General features: G+C 53.5%; 15 protein-coding genes. 8 read left to right on the forward strand and 7 right to left on the reverse strand.

Annotated elements, in window-relative coordinates:
• Window positions 1-11 precede the first annotated feature (11 nt).
• The 4 genes from NYP16_RS10700 to NYP16_RS10715 all read right to left on the reverse strand — a co-directional run bounded on the left by NYP16_RS10700 (window position 12) and on the right by NYP16_RS10715 (window position 6,798).
• Window positions 12-2,459 carry a penicillin acylase family protein gene (locus NYP16_RS10700; protein ID WP_274944132.1) on the reverse strand — a complete coding sequence of 816 codons (2,448 nt, stop codon included), beginning with the start codon at window positions 2,457-2,459 and terminating at the stop codon, window positions 12-14.
• Between the two features lie 67 nt (window positions 2,460-2,526).
• The gene (locus NYP16_RS10705; protein WP_274944133.1) at window positions 2,527-5,145 is read right to left on the reverse strand and encodes a TonB-dependent receptor domain-containing protein; all 2,619 of its coding nucleotides are present in this window, start codon (window positions 5,143-5,145) and stop codon (window positions 2,527-2,529) included.
• Between the two features lie 145 nt (window positions 5,146-5,290).
• Complete coding sequence (locus tag NYP16_RS10710) at window positions 5,291-6,292, reverse strand: FecR family protein (protein WP_274944134.1); 1,002 nt, start codon at window positions 6,290-6,292, stop codon at window positions 5,291-5,293.
• Window positions 6,289-6,798: an RNA polymerase sigma factor gene (locus NYP16_RS10715; RefSeq protein WP_274944135.1), complete on the reverse strand. Its 510-nt coding sequence runs from the start codon at window positions 6,796-6,798 to the stop codon at window positions 6,289-6,291. The genes NYP16_RS10710 and NYP16_RS10715 overlap by 4 nt, the downstream gene beginning before the upstream one ends.
• Before the next feature lie 445 nt (window positions 6,799-7,243).
• Here NYP16_RS10715 and NYP16_RS10720 point away from each other — a divergent pair, with 445 nt between their 5' ends.
• The 4 genes from NYP16_RS10720 (at window position 7,244) to NYP16_RS10735 (ending at window position 12,136) form a co-directional block, all read left to right on the forward strand.
• Window positions 7,244-9,505, forward strand: coding sequence for a TonB-dependent receptor (locus NYP16_RS10720; protein ID WP_274944136.1), 2,262 nt, complete (start codon window positions 7,244-7,246; stop codon window positions 9,503-9,505).
• 23 nt (window positions 9,506-9,528) lie between these two features.
• Entirely contained in the window at window positions 9,529-9,732 is a 204-nt protein-coding gene (locus NYP16_RS10725) for a hypothetical protein (protein WP_274944137.1), read from the forward strand.
• The gene (locus tag NYP16_RS10730) at window positions 9,722-10,849 is read left to right on the forward strand and encodes a class II histone deacetylase (protein WP_274944138.1); all 1,128 of its coding nucleotides are present in this window, start codon (window positions 9,722-9,724) and stop codon (window positions 10,847-10,849) included. The genes NYP16_RS10725 and NYP16_RS10730 overlap by 11 nt, the downstream gene beginning before the upstream one ends.
• Before the next feature lie 144 nt (window positions 10,850-10,993).
• The gene (locus tag NYP16_RS10735) at window positions 10,994-12,136 is read left to right on the forward strand and encodes an MFS transporter (RefSeq protein WP_274944139.1); all 1,143 of its coding nucleotides are present in this window, start codon (window positions 10,994-10,996) and stop codon (window positions 12,134-12,136) included.
• Here the strand turns inward: NYP16_RS10735 and NYP16_RS10740 are convergent.
• Entirely contained in the window at window positions 12,133-12,819 is a 687-nt protein-coding gene (locus tag NYP16_RS10740) for a response regulator transcription factor (RefSeq protein ID WP_274944140.1), read from the reverse strand. The two genes, NYP16_RS10735 and NYP16_RS10740, sit on opposite strands and share 4 nt — an antisense overlap.
• Window positions 12,820-13,095: 276 nt before the next feature.
• The gene (locus NYP16_RS10745; RefSeq protein WP_274944141.1) at window positions 13,096-13,776 is read right to left on the reverse strand and encodes a transporter substrate-binding domain-containing protein; all 681 of its coding nucleotides are present in this window, start codon (window positions 13,774-13,776) and stop codon (window positions 13,096-13,098) included.
• 190 nt (window positions 13,777-13,966) lie between these two features.
• Here NYP16_RS10745 and NYP16_RS10750 point away from each other — a divergent pair, with 190 nt between their 5' ends.
• Complete coding sequence (locus tag NYP16_RS10750) at window positions 13,967-14,350, forward strand: nuclear transport factor 2 family protein (protein WP_274944142.1); 384 nt, start codon at window positions 13,967-13,969, stop codon at window positions 14,348-14,350.
• A gap of 72 nt (window positions 14,351-14,422) precedes the next feature.
• On the forward strand, window positions 14,423-14,812 hold the full coding sequence (locus NYP16_RS10755) for a nuclear transport factor 2 family protein (RefSeq protein WP_274944143.1): 390 nt from the start codon (window positions 14,423-14,425) through the stop codon (window positions 14,810-14,812).
• A 165-nt stretch (window positions 14,813-14,977) separates the two neighbouring features.
• On the opposite strand, the gene NYP16_RS10760 is transcribed toward NYP16_RS10755, so the two are convergent.
• Complete coding sequence (locus NYP16_RS10760; RefSeq protein WP_274944144.1) at window positions 14,978-15,445, reverse strand: GlcG/HbpS family heme-binding protein; 468 nt, start codon at window positions 15,443-15,445, stop codon at window positions 14,978-14,980.
• A 112-nt stretch (window positions 15,446-15,557) separates the two neighbouring features.
• Here NYP16_RS10760 and NYP16_RS10765 point away from each other — a divergent pair, with 112 nt between their 5' ends.
• Together NYP16_RS10765 and NYP16_RS10770 are read left to right on the forward strand one after the other, a co-directional pair.
• Entirely contained in the window at window positions 15,558-16,361 is an 804-nt protein-coding gene (locus NYP16_RS10765; protein ID WP_274944145.1) for a FadR/GntR family transcriptional regulator, read from the forward strand.
• Between the two features lie 40 nt (window positions 16,362-16,401).
• On the forward strand, window positions 16,402-17,730 hold the full coding sequence (locus NYP16_RS10770) for an MFS transporter (RefSeq protein ID WP_274944146.1): 1,329 nt from the start codon (window positions 16,402-16,404) through the stop codon (window positions 17,728-17,730).
• The last annotated feature ends 280 nt before the right edge of the window (window positions 17,731-18,010 follow it).

Here is an 18,010-nt window from a genome sequence, read left to right on the forward strand (position 1 = left end):
TTTTCAGAAATTTAATAAGTCAGTTTTTTATGGCTTACCGTATGTTTTTCCACATCGTCTGCATTCAGCCATTGCGGCTTGCAACCAAAATTCTGATAAAGATCGAGTTGATCACGGGCATGAACGGACAGTTTTCCGTCGGGCTGCATAAATCCGCTTTGACCGGGCGGTGTCACATCGCAATAATCGACACGTCCGTCACGAAAAATAATGCGGTTATTGGTGGTGCCACGATTCATATGTGCCGGTAGACTGAGCTCATTTCGTGCCACAGTTTGCGGAATTTTGGCGTAATTCTCTGTATGGAAAACATGAGGTTCGGCATCTTCCGTCCAGGCCGCAGTATCTGAGCCAAATTTGGCGCTCAGTTTGGTCATGGCTTCTTCAAGGGCTTCACGCAGCACGATATCCCGTGACCGCCCGGCCAGAAAATCCACGGTTTGCGGTACGCCGGATGCACTTCCCATCAGTGCATTATAAGTGATCTTGGTGCCCATGGTGGGGAAGAATGGACTGATGGCCGAAAGTTGCGTTTCGTCATCAACACCACCGGACAAATTCTTTGGCACAAGCGGCCCAATCACGCGTTCGGCCAAAAGCGGCAGGAAGTTCCGGAACAGAATATAACCGGCACTGCTCTTGCCCTTGGCTTTCGGATCAATTGTGTTCCGGTCCCAGTGCGCCAGAATTTCAGCAGCATGCCGGGCGTTGCTGCTCTCTGGCCAGTTCGCTGCCGCAGCCGCGATCAGGGGCAGAAAATACCGCGCGTTGTCATCGGTGAAAGACACCTTGGCAACAACATTCCAAACCTCTCCCACGGTCAACGTCTTTTGTTTGTTGAGTTCGTCATTCACCTCATTCAGATGATCGACCGCGCTCCAATACATATAATCAGAGCTGTCATAGTCCGGCTGCGGTTTGTTGTTCCAATTGGCGATAAAGCCTTGGGACGGATTGTAGGTCGATGGGTTGCTGTCGAAAGACCGAAACCCTTGCCACTCCATCTCGCCCGTTCCGGATACCGGGAGACGAATATCCTGTCCTGCAGGACGCACCGGGAATTTTCCCAGAAATGCATAGCCAATATTTCCCGAGGCATCGACATAGTAGTTGTTGATTGTCAATGTCACTTTGGAAATGTCCGCACGCCAGGTTGCGAAATCCGTAGCCTTCATGGAATGAATCCAGGCGACAAGCGATTGAACTTCGCTCCCGTCCCAGGTCCGCTTGCGGGCAAATGCGGTTTTCTTGTCTTTATCAAACTGAACGACCGGCCCATGAACGGTTGAGTAGACATCAAGCATCACCGGCTTTCCATCCTTCACACGGATGGTTTCGGTGCGCTTTTCCATATCGTGATATTGCCCATTGAAGAAATAGCGATGCGGATTTCGCGGATCAAGTTTTTCCTGATATATATCGACAGTATCACCCATCCCGGCCGTAGAACCCCATCCGATCTTGCCATTGGTGCCAAAAATAAGCCAAGGGCTTGCCATCGGACCGCTGCCGACCAGATCGAAACCTGCACCATGCAACCCCACAGCCCAAATATAACTGGGGGAGAAATCACCCATCTGCGGCCCATTGACGAGCATAGACTCACGCCCCGCAGTTTTGTTGCTGCTGACGACCCAGATATTGCTAGCGCGTGGGAAAGAATCCGGCCCGGTACCGCCATAGCGCAATTTCTGTAACCGGAGTTGTTCCGCAATTGCAGCGTCAGACAGCGCAATTAGCGATGTCGAGGACAACGCAGCAGCGGCCGGGTGCTCAACCGCATTCTGATCAGCGGGCACGGTGGTTGGTGCATGTGGATCTCGTTTCCAGCGCAACTGATCGAACAGGGCCTGGCCCTTGACTGCGCCGTGTCGCTTTTGCAATTTTGTCAAAAGTGCCAGATTTTCGATTTCAGCATTGGCATCTGAAAACCGCAAAGCCATGGAATGAACATAAGCCTTGAGCACATCAAGCGGCGTCCATTCAACAGGGTCAAAGCCGAACTCCGTGAATTCCCGTGGCAACAGTTCAGCCCGAGCGGCCAGAACCTCTTTCAGCCGTGCATTATAACCGGCGGCATAGCCGTCAAAGATGGCGCGGTCTTCAGGCGGGAGGCTTTCATATTGCCTTTGAAGGGATGCCGCAGCGTAACTGCTGCGGGTCAAGCGGTCGTGATCCAGATATTTCGCGCCCAACACTTCAGCAACGGAGCCCGAAGCCGTCCGTCGCAACATGTCCATCTGAAAAAGCTGATCTTCGGCCAGTGCATAGCCAAAACCGTAAAATATGCCATAAGTCGTCCCGGCGTAAATATGGGGTACGCCGAAATCGTCGCGTTTGATCGTGACATTACCTTGCGTCGCAGCATATGCATCCGTAGCGGCGGGCAGGGTGGTCAGAAACAGCAACGCCATCACCGCGCATGCCGTTTGAGAAATAAGGCGCGTGCCAATATACATGGGCAATCCTTTTGTCAAATCCGTGACGGGAAAAACCGGCGGAACATTCAGCTCCGCCGGCCGATGGTTATTGACGATAGGACAATGTCAGTCCGATTGTTCGCGGGCGGAAAGTCGTACCCGTAATAAGCGTACTCACAGTTGTGTCGCGGGAGCGGGAGAGCTGTTTGTCCGCGTCCAACAGATTATCGACGAACAGTGACAGGTTCGCGTTGCCAAATTCTACTCCAGCGCGGGCACTGATAAAATGCGTCTGCGGACGCTGGAATAGCATTGGATCAACGCCAAATACAGCGGGATTCGGTTTTGGTCCTTTGCTCCGATAGTCATAATTTCCCCGGACATAAGCATCATGTCCGACCACCGAGAAGTCATACTGGGCGGAGAAACTGGCGACCCATGGCGAAATCTGGGAAATGGCATTGCCCTTGAGCGCAATGACGGATGGACCGCTCATGATCGTTTTCTTGTATTCTGCATTGGTATATCCTCCCGAAATGCTGAGCATCAGAGAGTCGCTGGCCCGAATATCAAGCGCAAGGTCAAAGCCTTTGCTGACCGCCTTGCCAAGATTTCCGACAAAACTCTGCCCGCAGTTCGTCAGCAGAACCAGTTGTTGAATGCTGCTCCAGTCGATCCAGAAGGCGCTTGTATTGAGTTGGACGTGATCGCCGAATAAACGATTCTTGGCGCCGACCTCGTAACTCCAGACAGAGTCCGCCTTATAAGTATCCGGCGGCCTGGTAATATTCAAAGCAGCCAGATCGGCGGCACAACTTGATGGTGGCGTGCGTTGCGCTCCGCCGGGACGAAAGCCCTTGGCTGCGCTTGCGTAAATCATGTTACCCGGGTCGACCTGATAGGACAGGCCAAATTTTGGCGTCAAAGGTTTTTCGGATTGTTGTCCCGAATTAAGACCGACACCGGCAAAGGAGCCTTCGTTGCGAGATTTAAAGGAAAAATCAACCTTTGCATAACGCAGACCGACCGTTGCTTTAAGTTTGTCGGTGATGCTGTAATCCACTTGCCCGAACGCTGCGATTTGCTTGTCGACAGTTTTTTGTTCGTCCGTATAAACAGAATCCATGGCGCCAAGTGGCGTGCCGAAGATATCGATATAGTCCATCCCAAAGGTATCAAAAACGATTTGCGGAAAAAATGGTGACTCGATCACTTCAAGGTCAAGTTGGCGAGTTCTATTGTAGAAAACACCTACGACCCAATTCAGCCGTGCCTCGCTATTCGTGGATTGAAGTCGGATTTCTTCCGTGAGCCCCTTTTGTTTGTCGAGAAAATATCCTTTGGAATATTCTCCGGGAATGAGCGGATAAGACTGACCCGTCGTGACCGATCGAACAAACTGAGTATAGTCCGGATAAGCTTTTGCATCGCGATCAAGATAAGATGTATTGGATACAAGTTCAAAACTGCCAAAATCATAATTGATTTTCAACGCGGGCAGGAAGAACTTATCACTCGATGGCGCAGCCAGAGCATTGCCACTGCGGAACCGCCCTGTGGAGGCGTCGCTGAGTTGCTCCCAGTAAGCGTCGCCGCCATCAGAGTGAAGATCTTGAAAATAAATCGAAGGCGTGATCCTGAGATTATCATTTGGAGCAAAGGTCAGCGCGGCACGCATAACCACACTCTGTTTGGAGTTCTGTCGATCGTCCACGACTGCTCCGGTCAGGCGATTGACACGATCTATCCAACCGCCATCGCGACGATAAAAAGCACTGACGCGAAAGCCCACACGATCATCGACGATCGGCCCTCCCACTGCAGCGCCAGCTTCATAGCTTGCATTGCCATGCTTGGTGGAGGCGATTTCCGCCCGACCATAACCTGAATAGGTATTGAGATCCGGCTCTGGCGTAATAAAGCGGATCGTGCCGCCCTCGGATCCTGACCCGAACAAAGTCCCTTGCGGTCCGCGCAAAACTTCCACGCGGGCAAGATCAAAAACCGCGGGAAAAACGCTCGTGCTGGTATAACCGGCATTGCGGGTCTGGATCGGCGTTTCGTCGATATAAATCCCGGTGGTGGAAGCACCCACCTGAGATTCAATGCCACGGATCGAAATTTGCGTGCGGTTGCCGAGGCCGGCGAAACTGTTGCGTTCAAAGTTGATGCCGGGCGTGATACGGGCAATATCATCAATCTGTTTGAGCCCGCGGATATCCATACCTTCCTGCGTGATGGCGGTGATGCTGATTGGAACCTTGTTCACGGAGACTGCCTGTCGCGTTGCTGTCACAACAATTTCCGTGAGACCATCATCCGTCTTTTGATACTCAGCCACCGTAGCCGATCGAAGGTCCCTTCCATCACTCTGCGGGCGTTGGTCTTTTGATGTGGTAGCGGCTTCTTTCTTGCGGATGACGATGGCATCCTTGCCGTTATATGTATAAGTCAGATCGGTTCCTGCGAGCACCTGGCGGACGGCCTGCGCCGGGTCCAGATCGCCCTGAACGCCAGGCGACTGCAAATCCCTGACGGCAGAGGGATCAAAGACAAGTTGCAAATTACCCTGTCGGGCAAGCTCATTAAGGGCCGCGTCAAGATTCTGAGGAGAAATATTATAATCCGCCGCTTGTGCGGGTATCATAAGAACCGCAGAAAATGCAAAACTGCAAACACTGTAAATCAAATGGTTCTTTCGTCGAGCGGCCTTGCTTGCAAACATTCAATGATCCTCCCCTAAGGCTGCTTATGCAGCAGTTCAGACATAATGCCCCGGGTGCCGTTTAGCCGGCCCCTATTTGTCTGTTACGTTGCCGATCTTAAAAACCGACAGCGGGTCGCAAAGAAAGTTGGCTGAAAAATAACTTTCAAGGCTTGGATTTTTTCAAAAGAATGACTTGATCGGTCTGGGCGGCGGAAAATCCCATGCCGTCCTGCAGTGTGAACAATACGGCGGCAACATCACCCGTTTTGAAGGTCCCACTGATGCGCATTTCACCTTGTCTCGGATCAACCATCTCGAATTTCGGTGTCGCATAACGGTTCACGTCGGCCAGTACATTGCTCAATGTCTCATTGAAAAAATAAATCCGACCATATCGCCAGGCGGCAACGGTATCCGCTTCCTCCGATCTTAATGAGACAAGTTTTCCTTGGGCTGAAATACGGACTTGCTGACCCGGAAAAAGATCGGGGAGGGGGGCTTCGGTCGTCATGCTGCGAATACCGACGCGTCCTTCGGCCACTGCGACAACGGTTGTATCATGATCGATATGGACACTGAATTTTGTACCGATGGCCCGCACAATCTCATGTCCAGTATTGACCAGAAACGGGCGGCTTGCATCATGCGCCACTTCAAAAAAGGCTTCGCCAGCGTTCAGAGTTAAACGGCGTTCGTCATGGTTCAGGACCACGGTGAGGCGCGTTTCTGTATTCAAATGAACGATGGACCCATCGGCTAGAGTGATGGTTCTTAGCTCCCCATGGCCGGTTTCATAATGATCCGGTGCAAACGGTTTTAAACTATAGAGGAGTGCCACAACCACCAAAGATGCTACAAGTGCAACCGACCTCAACTGATGGGAGAGAGAATTCTTTTTCTCGGCCGCCGCCTGCGCTTCTTTACGCGCCTCATGTGCCATGCGATGCAGCACCGGATCAGCCGCGAAGGCGCGCGTCATCTGCCAAGCTTTATTGGCTCGTTGAAAGGCGACATCATGGTCCGGATTTTCCGCGAGCCAGCGTTCAAAAGACTGTTTGTCTCCCGCATCGCAATCGGGGGCATGCAGCCGAATAATCCAATCCTCCGCTGACCGAGGAGGCCGGCTCCATTTTCTGAAAAGACCAATCATGGCTTTGATAGTCACTCGAAATCCTTAAGATGCATTTTGCAATGGGCCAGCGCCCGGCTCATGTGCCGCTCAACGGTTCGGGTCGTAACCTTGAAATCAGCGGCGATCTTTTGGTAGCTGTGCTGGTCCACGTGATAAGCTAGGAAAACTGCCCGGGTCAGGGTAGGCAAAACCATGAGGCTTTCTTTCATGGCGTTCACTTTTTGCCGCCAGTGCAGAACGTCATCGGCAAGCGGAAGATTGGCGGGATGCTTGCCGTCTTCGAGCGTTACATGATGTGCTGTCGCGCGCACCCGATCCGCTCGCCTACGGTCTCGCACAAGATTGGCCGCTGTCTCGAATAGATAAGAGCGCGCCTTTTGCCGGAGGCGTCCCTGACATTCCTGCCGCCATAGGCGAAGGTAAGCTTCCTGCGCAGTATCTGCCGCGTCCTGCTCATTATCGAGCACGCGTCGCAAAAACCGTTGCAGCGGCTCAGCATAACTACGATGCAGGCTGTCAACGATCCCGCCATGTGCCATCCCATCCCCATCCACATCCGATACGTCCGCAAGAGGAGCGAGTGTGGCCTGTCTGGCAGGCTTACTGATCTCTTCCAACGCCTCCCCCCTTTCATGACCTGTTACAAAGCCGCCAGGTCATCTTTTTAGCCCCTAGATCATATGGTACGTTGTTGGGCGAAAAAACCGACAGGGAGAATGGAGTTTTTCTATAAAAATTAAAAATTTCGTCTGAAAATAGATCAGGCCCTGTCGACAGAGAGGGCTCATAAGGAGGGTTATGGTCACCGCATAATCACTTGCGTCAGTTCATGCGGGTATATTCGATCGGGGACAGGGCGCCGCGTCATACTTTAGTATGACTGTTCACATGTCGTTCAGATGATACCCTACCCATAAGCCTTGTCAGCTCCGGGAAAGCTGCGCGTGGTTCATCTCAATAAAAATAATGATTTGGGGGGGGAAGATGATCAATTTTACAAAGTTCCGTTCGGCGGCCTTATCGGCGAGCTGCTTGACCCTGGTCAGCGGGGCCGTTGCTATACCCGCATTTGGGCCTGCATTTGCGCAAGACAAGCCTGCGGGGGAGGCCGGGAGCTTCGGAATTGAAGAAATCATCGTGACCTCGCAACGTCGTGCCGAAAGCCTGCAAACGGTGCCGATCGCCATCACGGCATTCAGCGCGAGCGACATCGAAAAACGCCATTTCAACACGGCGCTGGCTTTGGTCGGGCAAACCCCGAACCTTGTCATCAAGACCTCGCAAGGGGAAGCCAAACCGACGATTTTCCTGCGCGGCATGGGATTCAATGATTTCAATGCGACGGCCGTCGGGGCCGTTGGCGTTTATAACGATGAAGTCTATATCGGCGGCGCATCCAACCAGCTTGTCCAGATGTTCGATCTGGAACGGGTCGAAGTGTTGCGCGGGCCGCAGGGCACGCTATACGGTCGCAACACCACCGGCGGGGCCATCAATTTCATCGCTCGCAAACCGGACAATGATCTGTCCGCAACCGCATATGCGTCCTATGGCCGGTTTAATAGCGTCGATCTGCAAGGCGCCATCGGGGGCGGCCTTGTGGACGATAAACTGTCCGCGCGCGTTGCCGGGACCTATAGCCGCAGCGATGGCGATCAGTTTAACGAATTCACGCAGAAACGGGCTGGCGGCTATGAAAAATGGGCCGGTCGTCTGCTTTTGAAATTGACGCCGAGCGACAATACCGAATTCCTGCTGAATGTTCATGGCGGCAACAACGACAGCGACGGCACGATTCTGCATAACGAGGGGCTGCTGCCGGGCGGGGTCGATGCCTTTGGCTTCAAGGAAACCGGCGGGTTTTATACCATCGACCAGAACCTGCCCTATTTCACCAGGATCAAGTCGTTCGGAACGTCCTTTACCGCCAAGCTTGATTTTGAAACTGTCAGCCTGACCACGATCAGCGCTTATGAACAGGTGAAATACCAGAACCGCAATGACGCCGATGCAAGCCCGCTGGACTTTATTGATCTTAATTACAAGGATCGGCAGCACCAGTTCAGTCAGGAACTGCGGCTCGCGTCGCGAGGCGAGGGGCCGTGGGATTGGATCATCGGCGGTTATTATTATACCGAGGATCTGAAGGCCGATAACCTTTATGACATCGGCCAGTTTGCCCGCGCGCTTGGTGCGGTTCCGGATCTTGATGACCCGAACGCGCCGTTGCGCATCGCGCAGCCCTATGATCAGGATAGCCGCAGTTATGCAGTGTTCGGGCAGACGTCCTATGCGATCACCGAGAAGGTCAAGGCCACTCTTGGTCTGCGCTGGACGCGTGATCGCAAGGCCATGGTTTTCCGGACCTTTGCGGACGAACCGAGCCTCGGTTTCGCACCTTTGATCCCTGAAACCCTGTCGAAAAACACCTGGAACGCGGTCACCGGCCGGGTCGGTGTCGATTATCAGGTCACGGACGACGCCATGCTTTATGCAAGCTATAATCGCGGCTATAAAAGTGGCGGTTACAATGGCGGGGCCCTGTTCGATCCGATCGAGGCCACACCGTTCAATCCTGAAAAGGTCAATGCTTACGAGGTCGGTTTCAAAACCCGCTGGCTCGATAATCGCCTGACCCTCAATGGCGCGCTTTTCTATAATAACTATTCGGATCTGCAGGTGTTTCGTTTCATCACCGGCGAAAATGGTTTGCCGGTGACACTTGTGGATAATGCCGCAAGTGCGCGCATCAAGGGCTTTGAACTTGAAGCATCGCTGGTGCCGGTCGAAGGCTTGCGCATCGATATGGGCCTTGGGCTGTTGGATGCGAAATATCAGGATTTCATCACGCAGGCTCCGGATCAAACGGGCAATTTTGTCAATATCGACCTGTCCGGCAATCGTCTGGTCGGGGCGCCCAAGGTGACCTATAGCGGATCGATCGAATATGCGGTTCCGGTGACCGATAGCTTGGTGGTGACGCCACGGGCGGAATGGTCCTATACGTCCAAGCAGTTCTTTGACACGTCGAACGATCCGCTGTTGTCACAGGATGGTTATTGGCTGATGAATGCGTCGCTGACGCTCAGCAGCGCCGACAGCCGTTATGAATTGGCCGTCTGGGGCCGGAATATTCTTGGGGAAAAATACAATCTCGACAAAGTGCCGCTGGCCAATTTCGGGCTTAATCAGGTGGTGCGCGGAACACGGTCGAGCTATGGTGTCTCCTTGCGGTTTCGGTACTGAGCGACGCGATCCGAGGGGGCTGAATGACACAGGTAATCGACCAGAAAAGGCTGGTAGCGCCGTTTCTTGCGATTGGCCTGTCGACCTTTGCAACAGGGATCATCTATCGCGGCAATATCAAACGCTTGCAGGATCGTGGGGTGTGGGCGCCGCTACGCCGGAACAATCCTGTCAGGACATCAAAGCGCTTTGAGCACCATGGAACGAGGGCACAGAATGACGATTGAACCGTCTCGCACCGGACTTGTCTGGCATGAATCCTATATGTGGCACGACACCGGCAATTATGCGGGCGTCATGCCGCCGGGGCCATTTCTGCAGCCGGGGCGGCATGTGGAAAATCCGGAAGCCAAACGGCGGCTCAAGAATCTTTTGGACATCAGCGAGCTGACCCCGGCCTTGGTGCCAATTGCCCCGCGTGCGGCGACAGTGGATCAACTGACGCGTATTCACCCGTTGTCCTATATCGAGAAAGTCATAGCCCTGAGTGCGGCTGGTGGGGGAGATTCAGGCGCTTTTGCGCCGGTTGGCAAGGGGAGCTTTGAAATCGCCGCCCTTTCGGCGGGTGGCATCATGGCAGCGATCGCCGCAGTGGTGGCGGGCGAAGTGAGGAATGCCTATGCTCTGGTGCGGCCGCCAGGCCACCATGCCGAAGTCGATCAGGGTATGGGTTTTTGCATCTTTGCCAATGGCTCGCTTGCGGCCAAATATGCCCAGGCCGAGCTTGGGCTCAAACGCGTGGCCATTGTCGATTGGGATGTGCATCACGGCAACGGGGCGCAACATATTTTCTGGACCGACCCGAGCGTCCTGACCATCTCCATTCATCAGGACCAAAGCTTTCCGCCGGATTCCGGTCATGTCCATGAAATCGGCGAGGGCGCGGGGGCATATTTCAACCTCAATATCCCGCTGCCCGCGGGCAGTGGGACCGAGGCTTATCTTGAGGCGTTTGACCGGGTCATCATTCCGGCGCTTGAGGCCTATCAGCCTGACCTGATCCTTGTCCCTTGTGGCTTTGACGCGGGCGGGATGGATCCGCTGGCCCGCATGGCACTTCATAGTGACTCGTTCCGCGAGATGACCCGGCGCGTCAAGGCGGCGGCGGAGCGGCTGTGCGACGGTCGTCTGGTGCTGCTGCATGAGGGTGGCTACAGCGCCGAAACGGTACCGTTTTTTGGACTTGCGGTGATTGAGGAGCTGGCGGATCGTCGCACGGCGGTGGAGGATCCATTCCTGCCGATTATCGCGGGTGATCCGGCGCAGAAATTGTTGCCCCATCAGGCAGCCGTCATCGATGCGGCGGCAGAGAATGTAGCGCGCATGAAAGCCGTTATTGGTTAACCTGAAAGCGTGCCGAATTGCCCGTTCAGATAGAGAAGGGCAGTTCGGATGCGGAGGTTTCAGCGTCTCGATCCCGGCATTTTCAGCCGTTATCGACGGGTGGGGACGAAGTCTTGTAGAGTATGTGTAATCTAGGGGATATGAATGAAGCCGGACAGTAAGGCGATCCTGACAGCCATCTTTGTCGGCATTATCGGCGCGGAATCCTTTCTGGTCCAGCCCGGTCTGGTCGGCGGGCTTGTGGATCATCGCGGGCTCACGCCTGGCGAGGCGGGCTTTGTCGCCTCCGCTGATATGTTCGGCATGGCGGTCGCATCTTTTGTTATTTCCCTGATCATCACCCGGATCAGCTGGCGCACGCTGCTGTGGCCATCGGCTATGGCCATCATGCTTGGCAACGCGCTTTGCTTTTATCTGACGGATCCGACGGCTCTTTTCGCGGTGCGATTGATCGCCGGTGCGGGCTATGGCGGGTTTGTGTCGTTGTCCTTCGCCACCATGGGCAGGAGCGCGACGCCAGAGAAAACCTTTGGTGTTTATATCACCCTTTGCCTCGTGTACGGCGCGCTTGGGCTTTATCTCATGCCCGCCATGCTGGCATGGAACGGGATCGAGGCGGTCCTGTGGTTCTTTATCCTGTTTCCGCTGGTCGCCTTGCCATTCTTACGGTTTTTCCCGCATGGGGGGGAGGCTGAGGGGGCGAGCGCCGCTCATAAGGGGTACCGGGTCGGCGCAATGATCTGGGGGGCCGCGCTTGCGGCGATTTTTGCCTATTTCCTCGCGCAAGGGGCGGTTTGGGCCTATCTCGATCGCATCGGGGTCGCGGGCGGGCTTCGCGTTGCGGATGTGGGCAGTGCCCTTGCTCTTTGTTCGATCGCCGGGATTTTCGGGGCAACGGCCGCAACCGTTCAGAAAGGGCGGTTCGGTCGCCTGTGGCCCTTGCTGTGCGGGATTTCCCTATCGGTTGGCAGTCTTGCCTTTCTGGTTGGGCGGCAGGACTATCTGCCCTATGTGCTGGCCTGCTCGGTCTTTAACTTTGCCTGGAATTACATTCATCCGTTTTTGCTGTCGATCATGGCCGACCTGGACGATACCGGTCGCTTCATGATCTGGACGGCGGGGTTGCAGACGCTGGGGCTTGCCGTCGGGCCGATGATCGCGGCGCTATTCATCACGCCGACCAATTTTGAAATGGTCAATCTTTTCGCCGGGACGCTGTTTGTGGTCAGTCTGTTGCTGATGCTGCGGGCGGCCTATGCGACCGGCCGTGAGGCCCGGCTCGCTTAGTTGCCGCGATACAGCCGATGGACCAAGGCCGTGCGGGTCTGCACCCCGGCCTTGCCAAAAATGCGGCTGAGGTGGGTTTTGACGGTTGGCAATTCAATGCCGAGACGGCGGCAGATTTCCTTGTTGCTGAGGCCTGCGCAGACCAGTTGAACGATCTCCCGCTCCCGCTCGGTCAGGCCGATCTCGTCCGGCACCGAGGGGGCCGGGTGGCCAAGGATGCGGTCAAGGCAAAATTCGGCGAACGGCACCATGCGTTCCAGCAAAGCCCGCTCGGTCAAGGAGAACGGCCCCATGTCGACCCCGCGCACAAGCGACAGGCCGGCGACGATGCGGCGGTCATGACGTAGGTAGACTTCCAGCTGATAGGGTGTCTCTTGGGGCATCAGAAAACTCGTCATATAATTGCGGGTATGGCGATCTGATGTCATGGAGTCGTTGAGGATTGCGATTTTCGCTTCCTTGTCGGCGCAGCGCGACGGATGCAGTGGGTCAAATTCGCAATAATGGTCCTGATAAGCGGTCAACCATTCCTGAGCGAGGTTGAACAGATGATGATCGAAGACCTGCATGCGGTCGTCAACGCGATAAAAACAGCGCCCGGTCGTCGGCACGATATCCCCGATAAAGCCGAGAATGGCCTGACTGAAGTCCAGAGGTGCGTTGCAGTCTAGTGCCGTTACCATCAACTTCCTTGTCTCATGACCCGGATTCAGGAACTATACAGGAGAGGAAGTAGCCTAATTTCATCCAATCAAAAGATCAAGGGGCGACTATGCCGCGAATTTCCTGGCCACGACCACGTAAAGCACCACGGCGATCATGACGCCGATCATGATCGGGTTGACCTGTTCATGCAACAACGTAATCGCTAACCCGAGGCCACAAAGGATGATCGCCGTCCTAGCGGCAAAAACCGAGCGAAGATGAGGGAATGAGCTGCAGTATTTTCTCCCATCACGTTATCCGTGGGCTGTGTTTTCATAATTCTGGAGAAATTTATCGATTTCGTCAAAGAGCAGGGTTCTGTTCTTTTGAATTGCAATCGCCTGCGCCATAATTGCGAAATCATCCGACAGGACACGCAATTCAGGCCTTGTCTCGACCTCGGATTCAAGCATTGACCGAATTCCTGCCACGGCAACTGCGGAACCATTCAGGAAGTAAGCATAGGATGTTTGTTCATTTTCAAATGACACGACCTGAGCTGCTTGCAATCGCTTTCTTAGCCGGAGGTCGAAAGCTGTACCAGCGATCGAAGCGATGCTGAATCCCGATTGATCGAGCTGATCAAAGCTTTCGATATTTTGAGAAACACGTACGGCACAGGTCGCCTTGATCTGTAGATATGGTTTGGTAAAATAAAAACGATCCGTGCGGCTCGGATCAAAAGCCAGAAAGGCTAAATCCCACTGGCCATTCTCTGCACAGGCGACAATATCTTGCGGTCCTGCATAATATGTGAACTCAACCTTGAGGCCTAGCTTTCGTCCAAAGGCATGTGCAATATCGACCGCTGGACCAGACAATGATCCATCTTCAGAGATATGAGAAACAATGGAGTTGGACTTATTAAGTGCAATGCGAATGCATCCGCTATCAAATATGGAATCGGATTCATTTCCAACGATATTAGATGACATTGCGTAACTCTCGTTTGCAGAAACGACAACCAGAAACTCTATTGTTTTTATCTTTAAAATGACGGTTACCTCAATAAGAGGAGACTGTAAACGGCCAAGTCATCAAGGCCTTCACGTATATCCTTGCCGACAGATTGAGGTCCGGTTAAAAAGTTCCTCAATCATATGCATATAATTGGAAAACATCTCCATGACAAAACAAGAGCTTGATAAGCAGGCGATTGAGCATGCTGAGAAAGAGCTTGCCGAGGCTCTTGTCACGGCCGACCTCGAAAGATTACTTAAACTTCTGGATGATGGATTGCTCTGGATCCATGGTTCGTCGAAGGTCGATACAAAGACGTCATTGCTTGAGGCGATCGCCAATCGGTCGCTCGTGCTGAATCAGTTTGACCGCGAGTATGCCGCAATCGAAATTTTTGGTGAAAGTGGTGTGGTTGCGGGCATATTGAATCTTGATGTTACGATGGGTGGCGAGCCGCGGAGAATTCGTAATCAGATTTCCACAATATGGTCCTGTTACACGGGCGTTCCGTGTCTGATACATTTCCAAGCAACTCGCGTACCGGATTGAAATCAAAGCCCCGACATCCTGAGAACGATACGATAAAATCCCTGTTTCGGCGCCTATATAGCGAGATATAAAATGAGCATAGCAGAAGACTTTAAATGGACGCTTGAAGCTACAGAGATGGCGGAAGCCGCGCGTTGCAGCGCAATGATCGCGGGAGATGGTGCGGTACTTCGTGATATTTTTGCTGAAGATTCAACATGGATCCATTCGTCAGGCCAATTGGACGCGCGCGAAGCTTTCATTGGCAAGATCGAGAGCGGAGCCAGCCAATACCTCACGATTGAGCGGAGCGAAATCACGGTTCGAATCTATGAGAGCGTTGCGATTGTCAGCGGCATTGCTACCATGAATGTACTTGCGGGAGGGGAGCCGCGCAGTCTGCGCAACCGCTTTACAAATATGTGGGCGGTACGTGCGGGCCGCCCAGTACTCGTATCAGCCCAATCCACGAAAATTGGATAACGGGGATATCGAGAAAGTCGACGGCAGGGCGCAGATTCATGGATTGAATGAAGCGCCTGAAATGACGCCCTGAAAATATGCGCTCAGTAGGTTGATCTTGCAGAACGCATATTTTCAGGGCGTCATTTCTCAGTATCCGTCGATGGGTTCAGGCAGAAACTCAAGTCAATGGCTTGAGCCGACCTCGGCAACCAAGTCACATTGAGCAATGCCTTTGAGGGCGCAATCTTCATCTTGATCTGGCAGCGCGCCCGAAATTCCGACGGCCCCGAGCAATATTCCGGTTTGATCATAAATCAAAACGCCCCCCGCCACAGGGATCAGGTTGCCGCCAGCAAGGGCTGTGATCGCACTTATGAATTCAGGATGAGTTTTAGCGCGTTCCCCTAATGCGCGGGAGCCGGAACCCATGGCAAGCGCACCCCAAGCTTTGGCTTGGGCAATTTCAGGGCGCAACAGACTTGAATTATCTTCTCGTTTAAAGGCCACAAGGCGTCCGGCAACGTCCAGCACAGCAACAGTCAGCGGGGGCAGGGAGCGGGTACGGCCATGGGCCAATGCCGCATCCACGATGACAGACGCTTGCTCCAAGGTGATGAAACCACGACCAGTTTTCATTTTGTCCGCTTTCATGTTCTTTAGCTTTGTCTCGGGTGGCCAGAACGGCTCTCTTGACTGCGATTAAATATGGGAATAGAAACCTAGTGACATGTTTATTTTAATTATATGCTGAGGACAAGCCTAAATGCGGACGACATTAGCCAAGGCACCGCGTTTACTGGATAGAAGTCGCGTAGCGGACCAGATCTTCGAGGATCTGAAAAGCCAGATCATGTCCGGCGCCTTGTCCCGCGGCGCGCGTCTTCCGACAGAAAAGGAATTGGCTGAGTATTATTCGGTCAGCGGCCCCACCGTTCGCGAAGCCATCCGAGGTCTCTCTGTGATCGGACTTGTTGATGTCCGTCACGGCAGCGGAGCTTATGTCAGCGCAAACGGGGAAGCCCTGGTCGCCATGTCGCTCGGCGCCGTTATTCAGCTTGAAACGGTTGGGGTCGGAGATGCACTTGAAATACTAAGTGTATTGAACGTGCACGCCGCGACCTGCGCCGTAAAGCAGGCGACAGACGGCGATTTGCAGAGGCTTCGTGAGACAACGCTGGCCCTGAAGGAAGTTCAGAGTGCGGAACAAGCCGCGATTGGCGTTCGTGCGTTCCATCATGCTCTTTTAAAGGCCGCCCATAATCCTTTACTCGAGGTTATCTGCATCTTTCTTGCAAATATTCAGGTCGAATTTGCCAAGGAAGTTACGGGCGGAGCGGTGGAAGGCTGGAGAAATATTCTCGTCGGTTTGGCGGATGTCCGTGAACGCTTTGTGGCGGCAATCGAACGCCGCGATGTCAAGGCTGCGGCCAAAACCGCGCGTGAGTTTCACGAAACAGCAATGCAGCTTGTAAGTTCCATGCCTAAAGCTCAGGAAGTGCGGCTGTCCGATCCCAAGCTTAAGGCGCTTCTTTCGACGATCGTTGATGGCATGGCACGCCGTTCCTGAAGCAGAAAATCTCAGAAAACCAAAAATCACGGAGGCGAGCATGCACGGCAGTGTAAAGGCTGGGGCTGCTATTGATCTGGTTGGCGATAATGGATTGAGTCGTTATCAAAAACTGGTTGTTATTCTGTGTGCCACCATTGCCTTGCTCGATGGTTTTGATACGCAGGCCATTGGATTTGTAGCCCCCGTGATTGCGCAGGAATGGGCAATGCCCCTTGCGGCTTTTGGGCCGATATTTGCTGTGGGGTTGCTTGGTGGGCTTGTCGGCGCCGTATTATTCGGCCTTGTCGCAGATCGTTATGGCCGTCGCATAACCTTGCTGCTGACTGTTGCCTTGTTTGCCTTGGGGTCACTTGTAACGCCGCTTGCAACGACGGGCTGGGAGCTTGGATTTTATCGCCTGGTCACGGGTTTGGGGCTGGGTGGTGCGATGCCAAGTATTATTGCACTGACGTCGGAATACTCGCCTGCGCGCATGCGGACGACGCTGATTGTGGCGATGTTTTGCGGATTTCCGTTAGGTGCGGTTGTCGGCGCAATTCTTTCTGCACCTCTTATTGCTCACTTTGGTTGGGAATCCGTTTTCCTGTTGGGTGGAATTGTCCCGATCCTTCTTTTGCCGATCTTGGTCCTTCGTATGCCGGAATCGCTTGGTTGGTTGACGGCGCGCCAGAATATAAATGCTGTCAATGTGATATTGTCCCGGATGGGAAAGCCGCCTGTGACGATAGCGGCGTTGGCGCGTGCGGACGAACAAAATCTTGAAGGGCAGGGTAAAACAAGCATTTATGCGTTGTTTACAGAGGGCCGCTTGATTGGCAGCCTGCTGATCGCGGGGGTGTTCTTTGTAAGCCTTCTTTTGGTTTTCCTGATGGTAAGCTGGATTCCTGCGATCGCGGTTGAATCTGGGCTGTCCGTTCAGAAGGGGGTCCTTGCTGCTGCCGTCCTCAATATTACGGGCATTATCGGCAGTCTGTTGATTGGCGCGGTGAGTGATCGCCTTGGTGTTTATCGGATTGTCGGCGGCGCCTATTTGCTCGGTGGGGCTGCGGTCGTTTTGCTTGCCTTGGGGGCACAGCCGTCTTCCACTATATTCTTGTTCTGCGCTGTGGCCGGGTTCTTCTGCATCGGCGCGCAAATGTGCGTAATCTCCATCGCGTCTCAATTCTATCCCGTGGACATTCGTGCGACCGGGGTAGGGTGGAGCATGGGAATGGGGCGCTTTGGGGCTATCGTTGGCCCTTTGATTGGTGCCGCATTGATTGGTGGAACTGCAGGAAAATCATTATTCTGGATTGTCTCTGTACTGTCCATCTTGGCTGGCATTGGCATTCTTATTCTCGGCCTGTCTATGAGGCGACGTAAGTAATTTCAGGAAACGATTAATCTACATTGCGGCCGCTGATAATTGAAATTGTCATGCGGCCGTTTTGTATAGCGCTTCCGCGCATCAACTGGCTCACGCAGAACAGGGGCGGAGCCGGTTCATTTATGCCTTTGGTGACCAAAAGCGGGGGGCAAAAGAGGCGATGCAGCCAAAGCGACATCAAATGGCCATCAATTTTAAAAGTCACCTAGATTAAAAAGTCTTGTGACGCGCATCAATCATTACGTCAGCATAATGAATTTAAAGCATTGTACTAATTTTA

The sequence above is a fragment of the Govania unica genome, assembly GCF_027920805.1.
Taxonomy (GTDB): domain Bacteria; phylum Pseudomonadota; class Alphaproteobacteria; order Sphingomonadales; family Govanellaceae; genus Govanella; species Govanella unica.